At 64.0% G+C, this 21,897-nt stretch carries 19 protein-coding genes; 1 reads left to right on the top strand and 18 read right to left on the bottom strand.

Features of this window, described 5'->3' with window-relative positions:
* Nucleotides 1-204: 204 nt before the first annotated feature.
* The 8 genes from rpoS to ACJA3S_RS05910 form a co-directional block, all read right to left on the bottom strand.
* On the bottom strand, nucleotides 205-1,212 hold the full coding sequence (gene rpoS, locus ACJA3S_RS05945) for an RNA polymerase sigma factor RpoS (protein ID WP_170028669.1): 1,008 nt from the start codon (nucleotides 1,210-1,212) through the stop codon (nucleotides 205-207).
* A 108-nt stretch (nucleotides 1,213-1,320) separates the two neighbouring features.
* Entirely contained in the window at nucleotides 1,321-2,178 is an 858-nt protein-coding gene (locus ACJA3S_RS05940; protein ID WP_406822212.1) for a peptidoglycan DD-metalloendopeptidase family protein, read from the bottom strand.
* Between the two features lie 219 nt (nucleotides 2,179-2,397).
* Complete coding sequence (locus ACJA3S_RS05935) at nucleotides 2,398-3,036, bottom strand: protein-L-isoaspartate(D-aspartate) O-methyltransferase (protein ID WP_170034070.1); 639 nt, start codon at nucleotides 3,034-3,036, stop codon at nucleotides 2,398-2,400.
* A gap of 35 nt (nucleotides 3,037-3,071) precedes the next feature.
* The gene (gene surE, locus ACJA3S_RS05930; RefSeq protein ID WP_170028668.1) at nucleotides 3,072-3,821 is read right to left on the bottom strand and encodes a 5'/3'-nucleotidase SurE; all 750 of its coding nucleotides are present in this window, start codon (nucleotides 3,819-3,821) and stop codon (nucleotides 3,072-3,074) included.
* A complete protein-coding gene (truD, locus tag ACJA3S_RS05925) occupies nucleotides 3,809-4,867 on the bottom strand; it encodes a tRNA pseudouridine(13) synthase TruD (protein WP_406821143.1) in 1,059 nt (352 codons plus the stop codon). Before truD ends, surE begins: the two co-directional genes overlap by 13 nt.
* Nucleotides 4,864-5,337, bottom strand: a complete 474-nt coding sequence (gene ispF / locus ACJA3S_RS05920) for a 2-C-methyl-D-erythritol 2,4-cyclodiphosphate synthase (protein WP_170028666.1) — start codon at nucleotides 5,335-5,337, stop codon at nucleotides 4,864-4,866. The genes truD and ispF overlap by 4 nt, the downstream gene beginning before the upstream one ends.
* A gap of 87 nt (nucleotides 5,338-5,424) precedes the next feature.
* A complete protein-coding gene (fghA, locus tag ACJA3S_RS05915) occupies nucleotides 5,425-6,279 on the bottom strand; it encodes an S-formylglutathione hydrolase (protein ID WP_406821142.1) in 855 nt (284 codons plus the stop codon).
* 8 nt (nucleotides 6,280-6,287) lie between these two features.
* The gene (locus ACJA3S_RS05910; RefSeq protein WP_016712915.1) at nucleotides 6,288-7,400 is read right to left on the bottom strand and encodes an S-(hydroxymethyl)glutathione dehydrogenase/class III alcohol dehydrogenase; all 1,113 of its coding nucleotides are present in this window, start codon (nucleotides 7,398-7,400) and stop codon (nucleotides 6,288-6,290) included.
* 107 nt (nucleotides 7,401-7,507) lie between these two features.
* Here ACJA3S_RS05910 and ACJA3S_RS05905 point away from each other — a divergent pair, with 107 nt between their 5' ends.
* The gene (locus ACJA3S_RS05905; protein ID WP_170028664.1) at nucleotides 7,508-8,404 is read left to right on the top strand and encodes a LysR substrate-binding domain-containing protein; all 897 of its coding nucleotides are present in this window, start codon (nucleotides 7,508-7,510) and stop codon (nucleotides 8,402-8,404) included.
* Nucleotides 8,405-8,534: 130 nt separating this feature from the next.
* Here ACJA3S_RS05905 and ispD read toward each other — a convergent pair whose 3' ends face one another.
* From ispD to lpxB, 10 genes are all read right to left on the bottom strand, one after another.
* Nucleotides 8,535-9,242 carry a 2-C-methyl-D-erythritol 4-phosphate cytidylyltransferase gene (ispD, locus tag ACJA3S_RS05900; protein WP_406821141.1) on the bottom strand — a complete coding sequence of 236 codons (708 nt, stop codon included), beginning with the start codon at nucleotides 9,240-9,242 and terminating at the stop codon, nucleotides 8,535-8,537.
* A complete protein-coding gene (gene ftsB, locus ACJA3S_RS05895) occupies nucleotides 9,239-9,520 on the bottom strand; it encodes a cell division protein FtsB (protein WP_004375443.1) in 282 nt (93 codons plus the stop codon). The genes ispD and ftsB overlap by 4 nt, the downstream gene beginning before the upstream one ends.
* Nucleotides 9,521-9,688: 168 nt before the next feature.
* A complete protein-coding gene (gene eno, locus ACJA3S_RS05890) occupies nucleotides 9,689-10,978 on the bottom strand; it encodes a phosphopyruvate hydratase (RefSeq protein ID WP_170028662.1) in 1,290 nt (429 codons plus the stop codon).
* A 152-nt stretch (nucleotides 10,979-11,130) separates the two neighbouring features.
* Complete coding sequence (gene kdsA, locus ACJA3S_RS05885; protein ID WP_170028661.1) at nucleotides 11,131-11,976, bottom strand: 3-deoxy-8-phosphooctulonate synthase; 846 nt, start codon at nucleotides 11,974-11,976, stop codon at nucleotides 11,131-11,133.
* A gap of 3 nt (nucleotides 11,977-11,979) precedes the next feature.
* Complete coding sequence (locus ACJA3S_RS05880) at nucleotides 11,980-13,608, bottom strand: CTP synthase (protein ID WP_170028660.1); 1,629 nt, start codon at nucleotides 13,606-13,608, stop codon at nucleotides 11,980-11,982.
* Nucleotides 13,609-13,877: 269 nt separating this feature from the next.
* Nucleotides 13,878-15,161: a tRNA lysidine(34) synthetase TilS gene (gene tilS, locus ACJA3S_RS05875; protein ID WP_406821140.1), complete on the bottom strand. Its 1,284-nt coding sequence runs from the start codon at nucleotides 15,159-15,161 to the stop codon at nucleotides 13,878-13,880.
* A gap of 148 nt (nucleotides 15,162-15,309) precedes the next feature.
* On the bottom strand, nucleotides 15,310-16,257 hold the full coding sequence (locus ACJA3S_RS05870; protein WP_170028658.1) for an acetyl-CoA carboxylase carboxyl transferase subunit alpha: 948 nt from the start codon (nucleotides 16,255-16,257) through the stop codon (nucleotides 15,310-15,312).
* A gap of 106 nt (nucleotides 16,258-16,363) precedes the next feature.
* Nucleotides 16,364-19,888: a DNA polymerase III subunit alpha gene (gene dnaE, locus ACJA3S_RS05865; RefSeq protein WP_406821139.1), complete on the bottom strand. Its 3,525-nt coding sequence runs from the start codon at nucleotides 19,886-19,888 to the stop codon at nucleotides 16,364-16,366.
* A gap of 255 nt (nucleotides 19,889-20,143) precedes the next feature.
* A complete protein-coding gene (rnhB, locus tag ACJA3S_RS05860) occupies nucleotides 20,144-20,767 on the bottom strand; it encodes a ribonuclease HII (protein ID WP_170028656.1) in 624 nt (207 codons plus the stop codon).
* A 1-nt stretch (nucleotide 20,768) separates the two neighbouring features.
* Nucleotides 20,769-21,896 (bottom strand): lipid-A-disaccharide synthase, encoded by a 1,128-nt coding sequence (gene lpxB / locus ACJA3S_RS05855; RefSeq protein WP_406821138.1) that lies wholly within the window; start codon nucleotides 21,894-21,896, stop codon nucleotides 20,769-20,771.
* Between the last annotated feature and the right edge of the window lies 1 nt (nucleotide 21,897).

Here is a 21,897-nt window from a genome sequence, read left to right as displayed (position 1 = left end):
GGGAATTTACGTTTTTTGGGAGCGGCAATGATTTACCGGCGGCTGCGTAGAAGGCTTACAAAAGAAGTAAGCAAAGGCTTACACGCACTGTTATCAGGGTAGCGCTGTACATAATGTTACTGGTCCCCGCACCTGGCGCCCCAGCGCAAACAAACAAAAACGCCCCGAGGTCATCGGGGCGTTTCATGCTGCAGGCCTTCGCTACTATTGGAATAGCGACTCGCTGGACAGCCCGTTCTTCTCAAGGATCTCGCGCAGGCGCTTGAGCCCTTCTACCTGGATCTGCCGCACCCGTTCACGGGTCAGGCCGATTTCCAGGCCGACATCCTCGAGCGTGCTGCTTTCATGCCCGCGCAGGCCAAAGCGCCGCACGACCACCTCACGCTGCTTGTCAGTCAGCTCGCCCAGCCACTGGTCGATGCTCTGCGACAGGTCGTCATCCTGCAACAGCTCGCAGGGGTCGGTCGGGCGGTCGTCGGTCAGGGTATCGAGCAGGGTCTTGTCCGAGTCCGGGCCAAGCGACACATCCACCGAAGACACCCGCTCGTTCAGGCCCAGCATGCGCTTGACCTCGCCGACCGGCTTTTCCAGCAGCGTGGCGATTTCTTCCGGCGACGGCTCGTGGTCGAGTTTCTGCGTCAGTTCGCGGGCAGCGCGCAGGTAAACGTTCAGTTCCTTGACCACGTGGATCGGCAGGCGAATGGTGCGGGTCTGGTTCATGATCGCCCGTTCGATGGTCTGGCGAATCCACCAGGTCGCATAGGTCGAGAAACGGAAACCGCGTTCCGGGTCGAACTTCTCGACCGCACGAATCAGCCCAAGGTTGCCCTCCTCGATCAGGTCGAGCAGCGACAGGCCGCGGTTCACGTAACGACGAGCGATTTTCACAACCAGGCGCAGGTTGCTTTCGATCATGCGCTTGCGGCCGGCAGGGTCGCCCTTTTGCGACAGGCGCGCAAAGTGCACTTCCTCTTCCGGCGAAAGCAGAGGCGAGAATCCGATCTCGTTGAGATACAGCTGGGTAGCATCGAGCGCCCGGCTGTAATCGATGTACTTGTGTTGCTTGAGCGAAGAGCCCGATTTGGCCCTCGTCCGAACCGAAGATACAGCAGGTTCGTCTGACACCACATCCGTTTCCAAAACGATGCCCGTCTCCATCAGGAGGACGTCATCGTCGATGTCAAACTCCGGCACTTCTTTACTGAGAGCCATTGTTATAGTCCTTTGCTGAGTTCGAACTCAGACTCGAGCGGCACCTTTCTCCCTGGCAGCGCTGGAGCCTGTCCCCTCTACATCAGCGGAACAGGCTAGGTACAACAGTCAACGACGTGGCAGGAACTGGAGCGGATCGACGGGTTTGCCCTGGCGGCGAATCTCGAAATGCAGCTTCACCCGATCTGTGCCCGTGGACCCCATTTCAGCAATCGACTGCCCTGCCTTGACCTGCTGCCCCTCCCGAACCAACAGCCTGCGGTTATGACCGTAGGCACTGACGTAGGTGTCGCTGTGCTTGATGATGATCAGCTCGCCGTAGCCCCGCAGCCCACTCCCGGCGTAGACCACTGCACCATCAGACGCAGCAAAAACAGGCTGTCCCAAATCACCGGCGATATCAATGCCTTTATTCAAACTACCGTTTGAAGCGAATTTTCCAATCAGCACACCATTGGCTGGCCAGGTCCAACCGCCCACCGCACGCTCCGCAGCGGGCACGCTGGCGACCACCGGGGCGCTGCTGGAGGCTGCCGGCGCGGCCGGTTTGCCAGGGCTGGCAGGTGCCGTGGCGGTGCTGCCGGCAGGCCGCCGGATGACCGTGGTCTTGCTTGACGACGAGGGGCTGGATACCACCGTGGTACTGCCGGACGCACCGCTGCTGAAACGAATCGCTTGCCCCGGGCGAATGGTGTAAGGCGCCGCGATGCCGTTACGTGCGGCCAGCTCCTTGTAGTCCCAACCATAGCGGAAGGCGATGGAGAACAGCGTATCGCCCGGCTTGACGATGTACTGCCCGGAGGTAACCGCAGGGCGCTTGGCTACGGTGTTGTTGCGGTCGACCACCCGCGCGCTGTTGCTGCTGGTGCTCGAACAACCCACCAGTAGCGTACTCATGGCCAGTGCAATCACCAGAAGCGTGAAACCCGACCCGTCCTTGCGCTGCCGAATGACTGTGTGACCCACCCGCGCTCCCCTCATGGTGCCGAAAACGATATGAAGACAAGAAATGCAATAATGTTGCAATTATAACCAAGCCGGCCGCTCTTGGCAGGCAGGCCGTATGGCTGCTGCAACGCTACGGCGCAAACTGTGCGCCAGCGCTTCACCCCGCCAGATAGACAGGGTGAAGCAACAGGAATTCGCCAGCAGCGCAAAAATACCGCTGGCGCGTGCCCGCAGCGCTCAGGCCAGCGGGCCGTTGAGCAGCGGCACGAAGCGCACGGCCCCCAGCACGCGGCGGGAGAAGCCATGCTCCTCGCGCACGATCAGCATCAGTTGCTGCGTTTCGCCGGCTGGCCCCACCGGGATGACCATGCGCCCGCCCGGTGCCAGCTGGTCGAGCAGTGCCTGCGGGACTTCCGGCGCCACGGCAGTGACGATGATGCCGTTGTACGGTGCCAGCGCCGGCCAGCCCTCGCAACCGTCGCCCCAGCGGAAAACCACGTTGCGCAGGTTCAGTTCCACCAGGCGCTCCTTGGCCCGGTCCTGCAAGACCTTGATGCGCTCCACCGAGAACACCCGCTCGACCAGCTGGGCCAGGATCGCGGTCTGGTAGCCCGAGCCAGTGCCGATCTCCAGCACCTTGTCCAGTGGCCCGGCCTCGAGCAGCAGTTCGCTCATGTGGGCGACCATGAACGGCTGGGAAATGGTCTGGTTATGGCCGATCGGCAGTGCGGTGTCTTCGTAGGCCCGATGCGCCAGTGCCTCGTCGACGAACAGGTGGCGCGGGGTGCGACGAATCACGTCGAGCACCTTGCTGTTGGAGACGCCCTCTTCGCACAGGCGCTGGATCAAGCGCTCCCGGGTCCGCTGGGAAGTCATGCCGATGCCACGCCGCAGCATATCGTCCTCGCGCATCAGAGCAGGCCCTCCAGCCAACCATCGAGCTGCTCGAAGGCATCACTGAAGGTGCGATCGAGCTGCAGCGGGGTGATCGACACGTAGCCTTGCATCACGGCGTGGAAATCGGTGCCCGGGCCACCGTCCTCGGCATCCCCGGCCACAGCGATCCAGTAGCCTTCCTTGCCGCGCGGGTTGACCACCTTGGTCGGCGCCGCCGCCCGCGCCCGGTGACCGAGGCGGGTGAGCTGGATGCCACGAATGTGTTCCAGCGGCAGGTTGGGGATGTTGACGTTGAGCACGGTGCGCGGCGGCAAGGCCAGGCGCGACTGCGCCTCGACCAGGCGGCGGGCGATATGGGCGGCGGTCGGCAGGTTGTCCGGCTGGCGCGACAGCAGCGAGAATGCCAGCGAGGTCCCGCCGAGGAAGCGGCCTTCCAGGGCAGCGGCAACCGTGCCCGAATAGAGCACGTCGTCACCCAGGTTGGCACCCAGGTTGATCCCCGACACGACCATGTCCGGCGCCTGCGGCAACAGCCCGTTGAGCCCCAGGTGCACGCAGTCGGTCGGCGTGCCGTTGAGGCTGATGAAGCCATTGGCCAAGGTCTGCGGGTGCAGTGGCCGGTCCAGCGTCAGCGAACTGCTGGCGCCGCTCTTGTCTTGATCCGGGGCGATCACCGTGCACTCGGCGTAATCCGCCAGCGCAGCGTGCAGCGCGGCGATGCCGGGTGCGGTAACACCGTCGTCGTTCGAAATCAGAATACGCATGGGCTGTCCGTCTGCCCTGCCGACACCAGATCCACGACTTCGCGCACCACCACGGTGGCGAAGCATCCGGCCGGAAGGACGAATTCCAGTTGCAGGATATCAGGCTCGGGATAATGCCACGTCAGGCCGCCAATAGGGAGCCGCAGAATGCGCCGTTCGTGATCCATGCCCGCCTGGGCCAACCACTGGCACAGTGCCGGCTGGCGTGCGCCGATGGCGTTTTCCAGCTGCCCGGTGGCTGCGCCGGCTGGCGAATCGCCCGCGCCCCACAGCGGGCCGGTCGGGTGCAGGTCCAGGATCGCCAGGCGCGGGTCGGCACATTCGGCCTCCCCCGCCGGGAAGAAACTGCGGCTGTCGGTGAAAGCCAGCAGGTCGCCCACCTGCGCCCGTGCCCAGCTGCCATCGGCGACACGGGCGGCCAACAGCTGGTTGAACAGGTAGCTGCGCCCGGCCGACAGTAGCCGCGAACGTACGTTGCGCTGTTCGGGCAGGGCCTTGCGCGCGGCCCAGTCGAGGGCGTCGTAGACATTGCCGCCGGCGTGGCCAAAGCGCTGGCTGCCGAAATAATTGGGCACCCCGTGCTGCTTGAGCTGTTCCAGGCGCGCGTCCACCGCCTGGTGGTCGGCAGCAAGGGCGGTCAGGCGCAGGGTGAAGCCGTTGGCCGAATGCGCGCCACGCTGCAGCTTGCGCTGGTGGCGCACCTGCTTGAGCACACGCAGGCTGGCATCCTCGGCACGCGACAGGTCCGGGTCGGCCTTGCCCGGCAGGTGCAGGCTGAACCACTGGCGGGTCAGCGCCTGGCGGTCCTTGAGCCCGGCATAGCTGATGCTGCGCACCGGCACGCCGGCAGCGCGCGCCAGGCGGCGGGCGGCTTCTTCGGTGTTGAGGTCACGCTTTTCGACCCACAACCACAAGTGCTCGCCCTGCCCCGACAACGGAATATCCAGCACTTCGTCGACCTGGAAATCTTCGGCCACCGCCTTGAGTACAGCGCTGCCCAAGGGTTCGCCCGATGCACGCGGGCCCAGCAGTTGCAGTTCGGTCATGCTGGCAGCAGCAGGGCAACCGCATGCACGGCGATACCCTCCTCGCGGCCGGTGAAGCCCAGTTTTTCCGTGGTGGTGGCCTTGACGTTGACCTGGTCGAGTTCGACCTGCAGGTCTTCGGCGATGCGCTGGCGCATGGTCTCGATGTGTGGGGCCATCTTTGGCGCCTGGGCGACGATGGTCGCGTCGATATTGCCGACCTTCCAGCCTTTGGCCAGGACGATGCCGACCACATGGCGCAGCAGCGCGCGGCTATCGGCGCCCTTGTACTGCGGGTCGGTGTCGGGGAAGTGTTTGCCGATGTCACCCAGCGCTGCCGCGCCCAGCAAGGCATCGCTCAGGGCATGCAGCAGCACGTCGCCATCGGAGTGGGCCAGGAGGCCGTATTTGTGGGGGATACGCACCCCGCCCAGGGTAATGAAATCACCGTCGCAGAAACGGTGCACATCGAAGCCGTGGCCAATACGCATAGAAAAACGCCCTGAATGAGTCAGGGCGTGATTCTACCTGCTTTAGCCGTTATTGGGGCCGCCATGTAGGCGCGGCCCCAGCGACGGCTATACCCGCCCCAGCGCCACCGCATGATGGCGCAGGTGCTCCTCGATAAAGCTGGCAATGAAGTAGTAGCTATGGTCATAACCCGGCTGCAGGCGCAGGGTCAGTTCATGCCCGCCTTTGCGTGCCGCCTGCTCCAGCGCCTCAGGCTTGAGCTGCTTGTCGAGGAAGTCGTCCCGGTCACCCTGGTCGACCAACAGCGGTGGGCACTCGCCCGCCGGGGTTTCGGCCAGCAGCACGCTGGCGTCCCATTCGCGCCAGCGCGCGCGGTCTTCACCCAGGTAACGGCTGAAAGCCTTCTCGCCCCATGGGCAATCCATCGGGTTGCTGATCGGCGAGAACGCCGACACCGAGCGGTACCGCCCCGGGTTGCGCAAGGCGCACACCAGCGCGCCATGCCCGCCCATTGAATGGCCACTGATGCTGCGCTCGGCCGATGCCGGGAAGTGTGCCTCGATCAGTGCCGGCAGCTCCTCTACCACGTAGTCGTGCATGCGGTAGTGCTGCGCCCAGGGTTGCTGGGTGGCGTTGAGGTAGAAGCCGGCCCCCAGGCCGAAATCCCAGGCGCCGTCAGGATCGCCCGGCACCTGCTCGCCACGCGGGCTGGTATCCGGCGCGACGATGATCAACCCCAGCTCGGCGGCCAGGCGCTGGGCGCCGGCCTTCTGCATGAAGTTCTCGTCGGTGCAGGTGAGGCCACTGAGCCAATACAGCACCGGCAGCTTCTCGCCCTGCTCGGCCTGCGGTGGCAGGTACACGGCGAACACCATGTCACAGCCCAGCACCTTGGAGTGATGCCGGTAACGCTTGTGCCAGCCGCCGAAGCTCTTCTGGCAGGAGATGTTATCCAGGCTCATGGCGTACCTCAGAAGTGGATCACGCTGCGGATGCTCTTGCCTTCGTGCATCAGGTCGAAGGCCTTGTTGATGTCTTCCAGGCCCATGGTGTGGGTGATGAAGGTGTCCAGCGGGATCTCGCCCTTCTCGGACATCTCCACGTAGCTTGGCAGTTCGCTGCGGCCACGTACGCCACCGAACGCCGAACCGCGCCAGACGCGACCGGTGACCAGCTGGAACGGACGGGTGGCGATTTCCTGGCCGGCACCGGCCACACCGATGATCACCGACTCGCCCCAGCCCTTGTGGCAGCACTCCAGTGCCGCACGCATGAGCTGCACGTTGCCGATGCACTCGAAGGAGAAGTCCACGCCGCCGTCGGTGAGGTCGACAATCACTTCCTGGATCGGGCGGTCGTAGTCTTTCGGGTTGATGCAGTCGGTGGCCCCCAGCTGGCGGGCGATCTCGAACTTGGCCGGGTTGATGTCGATGGCGATGATCCGCGAGGCCTTGGCCTTCACCGCGCCGATCACGGCCGACAGGCCGATACCGCCCAGGCCGAAGATGGCCACGGTGTCACCTGGCTTGACCTTGGCGGTATTGAGCACCGCGCCGATACCGGTGGTGACGCCGCAACCGAGCAGGCAGACCTTTTCCAGTGGCGCTTCTTTCTGGATCTTGGCCACGGAAATTTCTGGCAGCACGGTGTACTCGGAGAAGGTCGAGGTACCCATGTAGTGGAACAGCTGCTGGCCTTTGTAGGAGAAGCGCGTGGTGCCATCCGGCATCAGGCCCTTGCCCTGAGTGGCGCGAATGGCCTGGCACAAGTTGGTCTTGCCCGAGAGGCAGAACTTGCACTTGCCGCATTCCGGGGTGTACAGCGGGATGACGTGGTCACCGACGGCGACCGAAGTCACGCCTTCGCCTACCGCCTCGACGATCGCGCCACCTTCGTGGCCCAGGATCGACGGGAAGATACCTTCTGGATCAGCACCGGACAGGGTGTAGGCATCGGTGTGGCAGACACCGCTGGCGACTACCCGCAGCAGCACTTCGCCGGCCTTGGGCATGGCCACGTCGACTTCGACGATTTCCAGGGGTTTCTTGGCTTCGAAGGCTACGGCAGCACGGGACTTGATCATCAAAGGTCTCCAGACAGAGGGTCGATTCAGTCTGGCAGTGTAATTCACAGCCATTTGAGGAATAATCCGGGCAAAGACAAAACATTATTGCCGTACAGGGATAATCCATGAGCAGCCGCTGGGAAGGCATCGACGAATTCGTCGCCGTGGCAGAAACCGGCCAGTTCACGGCGGCCGCCGAACGCCTGGGGGTTTCTTCGTCGCATGTCAGCCGGCAGATTGCCCGGCTGGAAGAACGCCTGCAGACCCGCTTGCTGTACCGCAGTACCCGGCGGGTGACCCTGAGCGAAGCCGGGCAGACCTTTCTGCAGCACTGCCAGCGCCTGCAGGATGGCCGCGAGGAAGCCCTGCGCGCCATGGGTGACCTGGCCAGCGAGCCCAAGGGCTTGTTGCGCATGACCTGCGCGGTGGCCTATGGCGAGCGCTTCATCGTGCCGCTGGTGACCCGGTTCATGGCGCAGTACCCGCAATTGCGGGTGGACGTGGAACTGAGCAACCACACCCTCGACCTGGTCCACGAAGGCATGGACCTGGCCATCCGCCTGGGCCGGCTGGCCGACTCACGGCTGGTGGCCACCCGCCTGGCGCCACGGCGCATGTACCTGTGCGCCTCGCCGGCCTACCTGGAACGTTATGGGCGGCCTCACAGCCTGTCGGAGCTGGCACGGCACAACTGCCTGGTGGGCAGTTCGGACCTGTGGGCGCTGCAGCAGGATGGCCGCGAAATCAGCCAGAGGGTGCAGGGCAACTGGCGCTGCAACAGCGGGCAGGCCGTGCTGGATGCGGCGTTGCAGGGCATGGGCTTGTGCCAGCTGCCGGATTACTACGTGCTGGAGCACCTGAACAGTGGTGCCCTGGTGTCATTGCTGGAAGCGCACCAGCCGCCGAACACGGCAGTATGGGCGCTGTATCCGCAGCAGCGGCACCTGTCGCCGAAGGTGCGGCGGTTGGTGGACTACCTGAAGGAAGGCTTGGCGGGGTTGCCGGAGTATCGTCTCGGCTGAAGGAATGCGCTGCCTGTACTGGCCTCTTCGCGGGCTTGCCCGCTCCCACAGGTACAGCGCCAGCCTGAAGGTATGCGCAGTACCTGTGGGAGCGGGCAAGCCCGCGAAGAGACCGTGCTGGATTAAAGCTTCAACGCCGCCCGGCCCAACGCTGGCGCAACCACTCGAGGTCTTCCGGGCGGGTCACCTTGATGTTGTCACTGCGCCCTTCCACCAGCCTTGGCGCCTGGCCGGACCATTCGATGGCCGAGGCCTCGTCGGTCACCAGCACATCCGACACCAGGCACTCGGCCAGCGCCCGGTGCAGCGCGCCCAGGCGGAACATCTGTGGCGTGTAGGCCTGCCAGATGGTACTGCGGTCAACCGTGGCACTGACCCGCCCGTTGGCATCGGCCCGCTTGAGGGTATCGCGCGCCGGCACCGCCAGCAGGCCGCCCACCGGGTCGTCCGCCAGTTCCGCCAGCAGTTTGTCGAGGTCGCTGCGCGCCAGGTTCGGCCGAGCAGCATCGTGCACCAGCACCCAGTCGCTGTCCGCAGCCCCCTCGGCATGCAGCATCAGCAAGGCATTGAGTACCGAGTCGGCACGCTCACGGCCACCCGCCGCGCGACGGATACGCGGGTCGCTGGCGCAGCGCAGGGTCGGCCAGTAGGGGTCGTGTTCGGCAATACTGACCACCACGCCGGTGAGCGTTGGGTGGCCAAGAAAACAGTCGAGGCTGTGCTCGAGGAGGGTCTGCCCGGCCAGCTCCAGGTATTGCTTGGGGCGGTCGGCAGCCATGCGGGCACCGACGCCCGCAGCAGGAATAACGGCCCAGAAGGCCGGTAACGTATCGATCATTTCTGTGGCAACTGGAAGAGGGTTTCGCCCTCTTTGACCATTCCCAATTCGTGGCGAGCCCGTTCTTCAACGGTCTCCATGCCTTTTTTCAGCTCCAGCACTTCGGCGTCGAGCACGCGGTTTCGCTCAAGCAGGCGCTCGTTCTCGGCATGCTGCTCGGCGATCTGCTGCTTCAGCTCGGTCACTTGCGCCAGGCTGCCATTACCCACCCACAGGCGGTACTGCAGGCCACCCAGCAGCAGGAGCAGGACAAGAAACAACCAATAAGGACTGCGCATCTAGGTATCCAGGTTAAAAAAGACCGTCGCAGAATGTTCAACTCGGGGTCTCGAATAGCACGAAGCCTGGCCGAGGCCAGGCTTCGTCGACAGAAACCCGTTGGAACGTAGGAATTTCAGTATGAAAGCCCCTACAACTCCGGCTGCTGTCTTTTTACCATCTCTTGCTTAGCCGCGAAACTCGGCACGACCACGGTAAACCGCCTTGGCACCCAGTTGCTCTTCGATACGCAGCAGCTGGTTGTACTTGGAAACGCGGTCGGAACGGCACAGCGAGCCGGTCTTGATCTGGCCAGCAGCAGTACCAACCGCCAGGTCGGCGATGGTCGAGTCTTCGGTTTCACCGGAACGGTGCGAAATCACCGCGGTGTAGCCAGCAGCCTTGGCCATCTGGATGGCTTCCAGGGTTTCGGTCAGCGAGCCGATCTGGTTGAACTTGATCAGGATCGAGTTACCGATGCCCTTCTCGATGCCTTCCTTGAGGATCTTGGTGTTGGTCACGAACAGGTCGTCGCCCACCAGTTGCACCTTGGCGCCGATCTTGTCGGTGAGGATCTTCCAGCCAGCCCAGTCGGACTCGTCCAGGCCGTCTTCGATCGAGATGATCGGGAAGCGCTCGGTCAGGCCTTTCAGGTACTCGGCGAAGCCTTCGGCGTCGAACGACTTGCCTTCGCCGGACAGGTTGTACTTGCCGTCTTCGTAGAATTCCGAAGCCGCGCAGTCCAGGGCCAGGGTCACGTCGGTACCGAGCTTGTAGCCGGCTTTCTCGACTGCTTCGGCGATGGCGCCCAGGGCGTCTTCGTTGGAAGCCAGGTTAGGCGCGAAACCACCTTCGTCACCCACGGCGGTGTTCAGGCCACGGGCCTTCAGCACGGCTTTGAGGTGGTGGAAGATCTCGGTACCCATGCGCAGGCCGTCGGAGAAGGTCTTGGCGCCAACCGGCTGAACCATGAACTCCTGGATGTCGACGTTGTTGTCGGCGTGCTCGCCGCCGTTGATGATGTTCATCATCGGTACCGGCATCGAGTACTGGCCTGGGGTGCCGTTCAGGTTGGCGATGTGCGCGTACAGCGGCAGGTCCAGGTCCTGGGCAGCAGCCTTGGCGGCAGCCAGGGAAACGGCCAGGATGGCGTTGGCGCCCAGCTTGGCCTTGTTCTCGGTACCGTCCAGTTCGATCATGGCGCGGTCCAGGGCCTTCTGGTCGGCAGGGTCCTTGCCCAGCAGCAGGTCACGGATCGGGCCGTTGATGTTGGCGACGGCCTTCAGCACGCCCTTGCCCAGGTAACGGCTCTTGTCGCCATCACGCAGCTCCAGCGCTTCGCGCGAGCCAGTGGAAGCACCGGACGGCGCGCAAGCGCTACCGATGATGCCGTTGTCGAGCAGTACATCGGCTTCTACGGTGGGGTTGCCACGCGAATCGAGAACTTCACGACCTTTGATGTCGACGATTTTTGCCATTGTTGTAAGCACTCCAGAATTGACGAAAACAACTTAGCTTGGGAAATCTTGCCGTTCACCGGGCGGTCTTGCAGTGGGCAGGCCCCGTGAAGGGAACCCCTGACCGAGTGGTCAGGGGTGGATCGGACGGTACTTTACCCGAGAATCGAGCTTTACGCGGTTTCTACCGTCGGAAAACTTTTCACCAGGTCATCCAGTTGCTTGAGCTGGGCCAGGAACGGCTCCAGTTTGTCCAGGCGCAGGGCGCAAGGACCATCGCACTTGGCGTTGTCCGGATCGGGGTGGGCTTCGAGGAACAGCCCGGCCAGGCCCTGGCTCATGCCGGCCTTGGCCAGGTCGGTGACCTGGGCGCGACGGCCACCGGCGGAGTCGGCACGACCGCCGGGCATCTGCAGGGCGTGGGTCACATCGAAGAACACCGGGTACTCGAACTGCTTCATGATGCCGAAGCCGAGCATGTCCACCACCAGGTTGTTGTAGCCGAAGCTCGAACCACGCTCGCAGAGGATCAGCTGGTCGTTACCGGCTTCTTCGCACTTGGTCAGGATGTGTTTCATTTCCTGGGGGGCGAGGAACTGCGCCTTCTTGATGTTGATGACCGCGCCGGTGCGGGCCATGGCCACAACCAGGTCGGTCTGCCGCGACAGGAAGGCCGGCAGCTGGATGATGTCGCACACCTTGGCCACCGGCTCGGCCTGGTAGGGCTCGTGCACGTCGGTGATGACCGGCACGTTGAAGGTGCGCTTGATCTCTTCGAAGATCTTCAAGCCTTCTTCCATGCCCGGGCCGCGGTAGGAGGTTACCGACGAACGGTTGGCCTTGTCGAAGCTGGCCTTGAACACGTAGGGGATACCGAGCTTCTCGGTAACCCGCACGTACTCTTCGCAGACCTTCATTGCCAGGTCACGGGACTCCAGGACGTTCATGCCGCCGAACAGGACGAACGGCTTGTCGTTGGCGATCTCGATGTTACCGACGCGAATGATCTTCTGGGTCATTGATCAGGCCTTGTTCTTCTGAGCCAGGGCTGCCTTGACGAAACCGCTGAACAGCGGGTGGCCGTCACGCGGGGTCGAGGTGAATTCCGGGTGGAACTGGCAGGCGACGAACCATGGGTGATCCTTGGACTCGACCACTTCCACCAGCGCACCGTCTTCGGAACGGCCGGACACCACCAGGCCGGCGTCGACCAGTTGCGGCAGCAGGTTGTTGTTCACTTCGTAGCGGTGACGGTGACGCTCGGTGATCACGTCCTTGCCGTAGCAGTCGTGCACCTTGGAACCGGCAACCAGCTGGCAGTCCTGTGCGCCCAGGCGCATGGTGCCGCCCAGGTCGGAGGCTTCGCTGCGGGTCTCGACGGCACCGGTGGCATCGGCCCACTCGGTGATCAGGCCGACCACCGGGTGGCCGCTGTTGCGGTCGAACTCGGTGGAGTTGGCGTCTTTCCAGCCCATCACGTTGCGGGCGAATTCGATCACGGCGACCTGCATGCCCAGGCAGATACCCAGGTACGGCACCTTGTTCTCACGGGCGTACTGCACCGCGGTGATCTTGCCTTCCACGCCGCGCAGGCCGAAACCGCCCGGCACCAGGATGGCATCGGCACCTTCGAGCAAGCTGGTGCCCTGGTTCTCGATGTCTTCCGAGTCGATGTAGCGCAGGTTGACCTTGGTGCGGTTGGTGATGCCGGCGTGGCTCATCGCTTCGATCAGCGACTTGTAGGCATCCAGCAGCTCCATGTACTTGCCGACCATGGCGATGGTCACTTCGTGCTCGGGGTTGAGCTTGGCATCGACCACCTTGTCCCACTCGGACAGGTCGGCGCCGTTGCACTGCAGGCCGAAGCGCTCGACGACGAAGTCGTCCAGGCCCTGTGCATGCAGTACGCCCGGGATCTTGTAGATGGTGTCGACGTCTTCCAGCGAAATCACCGCACGCTCTTCAACGTTGGTGAACAGCGCGATCTTGCGACGCGACGAGGCATCGACCGGGTGGTCGGAACGGCAGATCAGCACGTCAGGCTGCAGGCCGATGGAGCGCAGCTCCTTGACCGAGTGCTGGGTCGGCTTGGTCTTGGTCTCGCCAGCGGTGGCGATGTACGGGACCAGGGTCAGGTGCATCAGCATGGCGCGCTTGGAGCCCACTTCGACGCGCAGCTGGCGGATGGCCTCGAGGAACGGTTGCGATTCGATGTCGCCCACGGTACCGCCGATCTCCACCAGGGCCACGTCGGCATCGCCGGCGCCCTTGATGATGCGACGCTTGATTTCGTCGGTGATGTGCGGAATGACCTGGATGGTCGCGCCCAGGTAGTCACCACGACGCTCCTTGCGCAGCACGTGCTCGTAGATGCGGCCGGTGGTGAAGTTGTTGTTCTGGGTCATGGTGGTGCGGATGAACCGCTCGTAGTGGCCCAGGTCGAGGTCGGTTTCGGCGCCATCGTGGGTGACGAACACTTCACCATGCTGGAACGGGCTCATGGTGCCCGGATCGACGTTGATGTACGGATCCAGCTTGAGCATGGTGACCTTCAGGCCCCGCGCTTCCAGGATGGCCGCCAGGGAAGCCGAGGCAATGCCTTTCCCCAATGAAGAAACAACACCGCCCGTGACGAATATGTAGCGCGTCATGAAAAACCCTAGAAGTCTGCGTTAAGGCGGCCAGCGCCGCCGGAGAAAGCGAAGGAAGGCCGAAGCCCCCGATCACCTGCGTCAATCACAGTGCATCTCGAAAAACTGCCGCGTCTGTACAGACCAGGGGTATCCCCGGCATGGAGCTCGCTCGTCATTTTCAGAATCAGCCCAGCAAAAAACTGCTTGGTAATCGGCAACTCCTGTGTTTTCGCGGAACCCACAGAAGCTGTATCAAGAAGGGAGGGTAGTCTACCCGAATGTACCCTTCAGCTCAAACCTTGCGCGTTCGTCGGCAACTGCCAGTCCAGCTGGCAATCCGCCTGTACCAGCCCGGGCAGGTTGGCCAGCGCCAACAGGCGCTCGCCGTGGTACAGCAATGGCAGGCGCGGGCGCAGGAAGTGCGGCACCTGCAGCTCGTTGAGCAGGCGCTTGAGCTCGCGTCGGCCGCGGCCGGGAATGTCCAGCACTTCGCCGCCCTGGCGGTAGGCAATGCGCAAGCCCGTCGCCGGTGCTGCGCCGAGCAGCCGCACACTGCCGTTACCCGCTAGCCGCAGGGGCTCGCTGGGGTCGGGCCACGCCGCCCCTGCGCCAGGCAGTCGCAGCCAGTCGCCGCTCAACCACCAGATGCGCCCATGGCTGCGCAGCAGTTGTCCATCGCCCAGCCGCCACACCGGCTGGGCATCGGCGGCGGCATCGCGCAGGTCGGCCCAACCGGCCCAGTGTCGGCTGTCGGGCAAACGGGTACGCCGGCTCAGCCAGTACTGCAAGGCATTGCGTTGGCGGGCTGGCGACAGCGCAACCAGGGCGGCCAGGTCGAGGGAGTCGAGCCCGGGCCAGGCCAGCGGAGTGCCCTCCTGTGCAAGCACCAGGTCGCCCTGAGCCAGCTCGTCCAGCAGGCCCAGCGCTTCGCCGAGGTGCTCGGCGGCGCGGGCGAGGTTCTGGCTGGCCTGCGGCCAGCGTTGCTGCAAGTGCGGGAACACCTCGCCGCGCAGGTAGTTACGGGCGAATCGCGTATCGGCGTTGGAGGGGTCTTCGATCCAGGCCAACTGATGGGCCTGGGCGTAATCGTGCAACTGTTGCCGGGAGCGCCCGAGCAAAGGCCTGGCCAGGCTGCCCTGCCCTAGTCCGCGCTGCCCCGGCATCGCCGCCAGGCCACGCAGGCCGGCACCGCGCAACAGGCGGAACAGCAAGGTTTCCGCCTGGTCGTCGCGGTGCTGGCCGGTGAACAGGACATCGCCCGGGCCCAGCAGCTGGCGGAAGGCGGCATAGCGGGCGGCGCGGGCGGCCTGCTCGAGGCTGGCGCCAGGGCTGACCTGGACGTGAATGACCTGAAGCGGGATAGCGAGCGTGTCGCAGACCGATTGGCAGTGTGCAGGCCAGGCGTCAGCGGCAGGCTGCAGGCCGTGGTGAATGTGGATGGCGCGCAGCGCGGGCGCGGCGTGGTTGCGGGCGTGGTCGGCCAGCAGGTGCAGGAGGACGGTGGAGTCGAGGCCGCCGGAGAAGGCGACGTACCAGGTGCGGGCGTTGAGCCAGGGGGTGAGGTTGATCATTGGGGCCTCACATGGCTTGGGAAAACCGAGAACCCTGTGGGAGCGGGTTTACCCGCGAACACCGGCGCAGCCGGTGCCAAGCACCGCGTCGCCTTCTTCGCGGGTGAACCCGCTCCCACAAGGGCCGCAGAGCGGCCCCGGGGATCTATCAGACGCCGTAGCTCATCAGGCGCTCGTAACGACGGGCCAGCAGCGCGTCGTGGTCGAGCTTGCCGAGCATGTCCAGCTGCTGCACCAGGTCGGCACGGATGCTTTCCGACATCTTGGCCGGGTCACGGTGGGCGCCGCCCAGCGGCTCCTGGATGACCTTGTCGACGATGTTCAGGCTCTTCAGGCGCTCGGCGGTGATGCCCATGGCCTCGGCCGCGTCAGCTGCCTTATCGGCGGTCTTCCACAGGATCGAGGCACAGCCTTCCGGCGAAATCACCGAGTAGGTGGAGTACTGCAGCATGTTCAGCTGGTCGCACACGCCGATGGCCAGCGCGCCGCCGGAACCACCCTCACCGATCACGGTGGCGATGATTGGCGTCTTCAGGCGCGCCATCACGCGCAGGTTCCAGGCGATGGCCTCGCTCTGGTTGCGCTCCTCGGCATCGATGCCCGGGTAGGCGCCCGGGGTGTCGATGAAGGTCAGGATCGGCATCTTGAAGCGCTCGGCCATTTCCATCAGGCGGCAGGCCTTGCGATAGCCTTCAGGGCGTGGCATGCCGAAGTTGCGGCGCACCTTCTCGCGGACTTCACGGCCTTTCTGGTGACCGATGACCATGACCGGCTTGCCGTCCAGGCGGGCGGTACCACCAACGATGGCGGCGTCGTCGGAGAAGTGGCGGTCGCCGTGCAGTTCTTCGAACTCGGTGAAGATGTGCTCCAGGTAGTCCAGGGTGTAAGGACGACGTGGATGACGGGCCAGGCGGGCGATCTGCCAGCTGGTCAGGTTGCCGAAGATGCTTTCGGTCAGGGTGTTGCTCTTGTCTTGCAGACGGGCAATTTCATCGCTGATGTTCAGCGAGTTGTCGTTGCCTACCAGGCGCAGGCCTTCGATCTTGGCTTGCAGGTCGGCAATCGGCTGTTCGAAATCGAGAAAATTCGGGTTCATAGTCATCCGTCTTGGGTCTACGGCCAGGCGGCCGGCCGGTTGATCCGTTTGGCGCCCTACCTTAAGGGATCAGGCGCATTCAGGTCGAGATTAAATTTTTGTCGGTTCAACGATATTGCAGGAAGACGTTCTCACGTCCGAACTGGTCACGCAGCGCCTGAATCAGCCCATCGGCCGGGTCGATCGCCCACTGCTCGCCGAACTGCAGCATGGCCTTGGCGTCGCTGCCGGTGTATTCCAGGGTGATCGGGCACGCGCCGCGATGACGGGTAATCAGCTCGCCCAGCCATTTCAGCCGGTCGCCCTTGAGCGCTTCGTGCGCCACCTTCAGGCGCAGGCTCTCGGCCAGCTTGGTGCGCGCATCTTCCATGGTCATCACCTGCTTCACCCGCAGGCGCAGGCCACCGGAAAAGTCGTCGTTGCTGACCTCGCCTTCGACCACCACCATGGCGTCGGTCTGCAGCAAGGACTGTGCCGCCATGAAGGCATCGGCAAACAGCGATGCCTCGATGCGCCCGGAGCGGTCATCCAGGGTGACGAAGCCCATCTTGTCGCCTTTCTTGTTCTTCATCACCCGCAGGGCGATGATCATGCCGGCGATGGTCTGGGTATCGCGCGACGGCTTGAGGTCGATGATGCGCTGGCGGGCGAAGCGGCGGATCTCGGCCTCGTACTCGTCGATCGGGTGGCCGGTGAGGTACAGGCCAAGGGTGTCCTTCTCGCCTTTCAGGCGTTCCTTGAGGGTCAGCTCGCGCACCTTGCGGTGGTTGGCGTAGACGTCGGCATCCGCAGCGTCGAACATGCCGCCGAACAGGTCGACGTGGCCACTGTCCGCGGTATGGGCAGCCTGCTCGGCGGCCTTGATGGCCTCGCCCAGCGCCGAGAGCAAGGTGGCACGGTTGATGTCGATGTGGGCGTGGTAGGCCTTGATCTCGTCATGGAAGTGCGGCCCGAGGCGGTCCAGCGCGCCACTGCGGATCAGCGCATCGAGGGTGCGCTTGTTGACCCGCTTGAGGTCGATACGCTGGCAGAAATCGAACAGGTCCTTGAACGGGCCGCCCTGCGCACGCGCCTCGACGATCGCCTCCACCGGGCCCTCGCCCACGCCCTTGATGGCACCCAGGCCATAGACGATGCGCCCGTCATCGTTGACGGTGAACTTGAAGTCGGAGAAGTTCACGTCCGGGGCGTCGAGGCGCAGCTTCATGCTGCGCACTTCTTCTACCAGCACCACCACCTTGTCGGTGTTGTGCATATCCGCCGACAGCACCGCCGCCATGAACGGCGCCGGGTAGTGGGTCTTCAGCCAGGCGGTCTGGTAGGACACCAGGCCATAGGCGGCGGAGTGGGATTTGTTGAAGCCGTAACCGGCAAATTTCTCTACCAGGTCGAAGATGTTACCGGCAAGGTCCGCATCGATATTGTTGTTGGCGCAACCTTCGATGAAGCCGCCGCGCTGCTTGGCCATTTCCTCGGGCTTTTTCTTACCCATGGCCCGGCGCAGCATGTCGGCGCCGCCAAGGGTGTAGCCGGCCATTACCTGGGCGATCTGCATCACCTGTTCCTGGTACAGGATGATGCCGTAGGTTGGCGCCAGTACCGGCTGCAGGCCTTCGTACTGGTAGTCCGGGTGCGGGTAGGCCAGCTCGGCGCGGCCGTGCTTGCGGTTGATGAAGTCGTCCACCATGCCCGACTGCAGCGGGCCGGGACGGAACAGCGCCACCAGTGCGATCAGGTCTTCCAGGCAGTCGGGCTTGAGCTTCTTGATCAGCTCCTTCATGCCGCGCGATTCAAGCTGGAACACCGCCGTGGTTTCGGCCTTCTGCAACAGCTCGTAGGTCTTGCGGTCGTCCAGCGGGATGAAGTCGATGTTGACCTCGGGCAGGTTCTTCTTGGCCTGCTCGCGGTTGATGATCTCCATGGCCCACTTGATGATGGTCAAGGTACGCAGGCCGAGGAAGTCGAACTTCACCAGGCCCGCGGCCTCGACGTCGTCCTTGTCGAACTGGGTTACCAGGCCGCCGCCCTCCTCGTCACAGGCGATCGGCGAGAAGTCGGTGAGCTTGGTCGGGGCGATCACCACGCCACCGGCGTGCTTGCCGGTGCCCCGCGTCACACCCTCGAGCTTCAGGGCCATGTCCCAGATCTCGCGGGCGTCTTCGTCGCCCTTGAGGAAGTCGCGCAGGATTTCTTCCTGCTCGTAGGCCTTTTCCAGGGTCATGCCGACTTCGAACGGGATCATCTTCGACAGCCGGTCGGCCAGCCCGTACGACTTGCCTTGCACCCGCGCCACGTCGCGCACCACCGCCTTGGCAGCCATGGTGCCGAAGGTGATGATCTGGCTGACCGCGTTGCGGCCATAGGTTTCGGCCACGTAGTCGATCACCCGGTCGCGGCCATCCATGCAGAAGTCGACGTCGAAGTCGGGCATGGAAATACGTTCAGGGTTGAGGAAGCGCTCGAACAGCAGGTCGTAGGCCAGCGGGTCGAGGTCGGTGATCTTCAGCACGTAGGCCACCAGCGAGCCGGCACCCGAACCACGGCCCGGGCCGACCGGCACGCCGTTGTTCTTGGCCCACTTGATGAAGTCCATCACGATCAGGAAGTAACCGGGGAAACCCATCTGGATGATGATGTCCAGCTCGAACTTCAGGCGGTCCAGATAGACCTGGCGCTTTTCTTCGTAGTTGGGCGTGGTTTCCTTCGGCCACAGTACCGCCAGGCGCTCTTCCAGGCCTTCGTGGGAAACGTGACGCAGGTAGTCATCGATACCCATGCCATTGGGCGTGGGGAAGTCGGGCAGGAAATACTTGCCCAGCTGTACCTGGATATTGCAGCGCTTGGCGATCTCGACGGTGTTGGCGATGGCGTCGGGCAGGTCGCTGAACAGCTCGGCCATTTCCTCGGCCGATTTCAGGTACTGCTGGTCGCTGTACATCCTTGGGCGGCGTGGGTCGTCGAGGGTCCAGCCCTCGCCGATGCATACCCGCGTTTCATGGGCGTCGAAGTCCGACTGCTTGATGAAGCGCACGTCGTTGGTTGCCACCAGCGGGGCCGCGAACTTGTCGGCCAGGGCCACGGCGGCATGCACGTACTCTTCGTCGCGGGCGCGGTTGGTGCGCTGCACTTCAACGTAGAAGCGCTCGGGGAACATGCCCATCCAGTCTTGCAGCAGGGCCTCGGCTTCTTCCTCCCTGCCAGCCAGCAGGGCCATGCCGATGTCGCCTTCCTTACCTGCGGACAGGGCGATCAGGCCCTCGCTGGCCGGGGCGATCCAGTCACGCTGGAGGACTACCAGGCCATTGCGCTGGCCGTCGGTCCAGCCGCGCGAAATGAGTTCGGTGAGGTTGCGATAGCCCTTGGGGTTCATGGCCAGGAAGCAGATACGCGACAGCGGTGCTTCCGGGTCGTTGCCGGCCAGCCACAGGTCGGCACCGCAGATCGGCTTGATGCCGGCGCCCATGGCGGTCTTGTAGAACTTCACCAGCGAGCACATGTTGCTCTGGTCGGTGATTGCCACTGCCGGCATGTTCATCCCGGCCAGTGCCTTGGCCAGCGGTTTGATCCGCACCAGGCCGTCGACCAGCGAGAATTCGGAATGGACGCGCAGGTGAACGAAGGGAACCGACATGGAAGATCCTGTAGCAGTGCTGAACGACAAGGGCGGGATTGTAGCGTAAATGAGGCGAGATTTTCGGTTGCTTTGCAGCCTATCGCGACACAAGGCGCTGCAGCGCCGGTGTTGTATCTGTGGGAGCGGATATACCTGCGAAGCAGGCTACGCGGTGGCTGGCACCGGCTGTGCCGGTGATCGCGGCTGAAGCCGCTCGTACGAGCCGGCGCACTACCTCTGGGGGCAACCTTGGCCGCGAAGCGGGCCCTGGGGTCAGATCAGCGAAGCCGTGACGCCTTCGCGCGCATCCCAGGCCGCCCGCACCGGGGCAAAGGAACGCCGGTGAATCGGCGTCGGCCCCAGCCGCGCCAGGGCCTCGAGGTGCACCGGTGTCGGATAGCCCTTGTGCCCGCCAATGCCGTAACCCGGATAGATCAGCTCGAATGCGCTCATTTCGCGGTCGCGGGTGACCTTGGCCAGGATCGAGGCTGCAGCGATGGCCGGCACCTTGGCATCACCCTGTACGACCGGCGCCGAAGGCACCGCCAGTTTCGGGCAGCGATTGCCATCGATAAGCGCCAGTTTCGGCGTCACGTGCAACCCTTCGACCGCGCGCTGCATGGCCAGCATGGTGGCGTGGAGGATGTTCAGCCGGTCGATTTCCTCGACCTCGGCGCGGGCGATGCAGAAACTCAAGGCCTTTTCGCAGATCTCATCGAACAGCGCCTCGCGCCTGGCTTCGGTGAGTTTCTTCGAATCGTTCAGGCCGAGGATCGGGCGCGCCGGGTCGAGGATTACCGCCGCGGTCACCACCGCGCCGCACAGCGGGCCACGGCCCACCTCGTCGACGCCGGCGACAAGGTCTTCGACCAGGTTGAAGTCCAATCCAATCTGCATGTCAACGGTCCTTGAGCAGGGCCAGTACCGCCTCGGCCGCCTGGTTGGAGGCGTCGCGGCGCAAGGTGCGGTGAATTTCGTCGAAGCGCTCGGTCTGCTGGCTGCCATCGGCTACCAGTGGCGCCAGGGTATTGGCCAGCGCTTCGCTGGTGGCGTCGTCCTGCAACAGCTCGGGCACCAGCGCACGCTGGGCGAGCAGGTTTGGCAGCGACACATAAGGGCTTTTTACCAGACGCTTGAGAATCCAGTAGGTCAACGGCGCCAGGCGGTAGGCCACCACCATCGGGCGCTTGTACAGCAACGCTTCGAGTGTAGCGGTACCCGAGGCGATCAGCACGGCGTCGCAGGCGGCCAGGGCCTGGTGCGACTGGCCATCGAGCAGGGTCAACGGTAGCTGGCGCCCCTCAAGCATCTGCTCGATCTGGGCGCGTCGTGCGGCATTGGCACAGGGCAACACGAAACGCACGCCCGGAACCTGCTGGCGCAGCCGTTCGGCCGCATCGAGGAACAATGCCCCCAGGCGCCCGACTTCGCCGCCGCGGCTGCCAGGCATCAGCGCCACTACCGGCCCCTCGCCCAGGCCCAGCTCGGCGCGCGCCGCCGGGCGGTCGGCCGCGAGCGGGATGGTGTCGGCCAAGGGGTGGCCAACGAAGCGCACCGGCACACCCTTTTCCTCATAGAAGCGCGCCTCGAACGGCAACAGCGTAAGCATCAGGTCGCAGCCTTGGCGAATCTTCAGCACACGCTTCTGCCGCCAGGCCCACACCGAGGGGCTGACGTAGTGCACGGTCTTGATACCGGCCTGGCGCAGCTTCAGCTCGATATTCAGGGTGAAGTCCGGCGCATCGATGCCGATGAACACATCGGGCCTTTCACCTATCAGGGTCTCGATCAGCAGCTTGCGGCGCTTGAGCAGCTCACGCAAGCGCCCCAGCACTTCGACCAGGCCCATGACCGCCAGGCGCTCCATGGGGAAATAGGATTGCAGCCCTTCGGCCTCCATCAGCGGGCCGCCAACGCCGATGAACCGCACGTCAGGGTGGCGTGCCTTGAGGGCACGCATCAAGCCTGAACCAAGGATGTCGCCGCTGGCCTCACCTGCGACCAAGGCTACGCAAAGCTGGGCCATG

Source organism: Pseudomonas sp. KnCO4 (assembly GCF_045344305.1).
Lineage (GTDB): Bacteria > Pseudomonadota > Gammaproteobacteria > Pseudomonadales > Pseudomonadaceae > Aquipseudomonas > Aquipseudomonas anuradhapurensis.
This window is presented reverse-complemented; position numbering and strand designations above follow the sequence as displayed.

Bases quoted from the DNA above. Each gene is read 5' to 3' on its own strand.
- rpoS (WP_170028669.1), bottom strand. From the start codon at position 1,212: ATGGCTCTCAGTAAAGAAGTGCCGGAGTTTGACATCGACGATGACGTC.
- ACJA3S_RS05935 (WP_170034070.1), bottom strand. From the start codon at position 3,036: ATGACTTCCCAGCGGACCCGGGAGCGCTTGATCCAGCGCCTGTGCGAA.
- surE (WP_170028668.1), bottom strand. From the start codon at position 3,821: ATGCGTATTCTGATTTCGAACGACGACGGTGTTACCGCACCCGGCATC.
- truD (WP_406821143.1), bottom strand. From the start codon at position 4,867: ATGACCGAACTGCAACTGCTGGGCCCGCGTGCATCGGGCGAACCCTTG.
- ispF (WP_170028666.1), bottom strand. From the start codon at position 5,337: ATGCGTATTGGCCACGGCTTCGATGTGCACCGTTTCTGCGACGGTGAT.
- fghA (WP_406821142.1), bottom strand. From the start codon at position 6,279: ATGAGCCTGGATAACATCTCCTGCCAGAAGAGCTTCGGCGGCTGGCAC.
- ACJA3S_RS05910 (WP_016712915.1), bottom strand. From the start codon at position 7,400: ATGATCAAGTCCCGTGCTGCCGTAGCCTTCGAAGCCAAGAAACCCCTG.
- ACJA3S_RS05905 (WP_170028664.1), top strand. From the start codon at position 7,508: ATGAGCAGCCGCTGGGAAGGCATCGACGAATTCGTCGCCGTGGCAGAA.
- ispD (WP_406821141.1), bottom strand. From the start codon at position 9,242: ATGATCGATACGTTACCGGCCTTCTGGGCCGTTATTCCTGCTGCGGGC.
- ftsB (WP_004375443.1), bottom strand. From the start codon at position 9,520: ATGCGCAGTCCTTATTGGTTGTTTCTTGTCCTGCTCCTGCTGCTGGGT.
- eno (WP_170028662.1), bottom strand. From the start codon at position 10,978: ATGGCAAAAATCGTCGACATCAAAGGTCGTGAAGTTCTCGATTCGCGT.
- kdsA (WP_170028661.1), bottom strand. From the start codon at position 11,976: ATGACCCAGAAGATCATTCGCGTCGGTAACATCGAGATCGCCAACGAC.
- ACJA3S_RS05880 (WP_170028660.1), bottom strand. From the start codon at position 13,608: ATGACGCGCTACATATTCGTCACGGGCGGTGTTGTTTCTTCATTGGGG.
- tilS (WP_406821140.1), bottom strand. From the start codon at position 15,161: ATGATCAACCTCACCCCCTGGCTCAACGCCCGCACCTGGTACGTCGCC.
- ACJA3S_RS05870 (WP_170028658.1), bottom strand. From the start codon at position 16,257: ATGAACCCGAATTTTCTCGATTTCGAACAGCCGATTGCCGACCTGCAA.
- dnaE (WP_406821139.1), bottom strand. From the start codon at position 19,888: ATGTCGGTTCCCTTCGTTCACCTGCGCGTCCATTCCGAATTCTCGCTG.
- rnhB (WP_170028656.1), bottom strand. From the start codon at position 20,767: ATGCAGATTGGATTGGACTTCAACCTGGTCGAAGACCTTGTCGCCGGC.
- lpxB (WP_406821138.1), bottom strand. From the start codon at position 21,896: ATGGCCCAGCTTTGCGTAGCCTTGGTCGCAGGTGAGGCCAGCGGCGAC.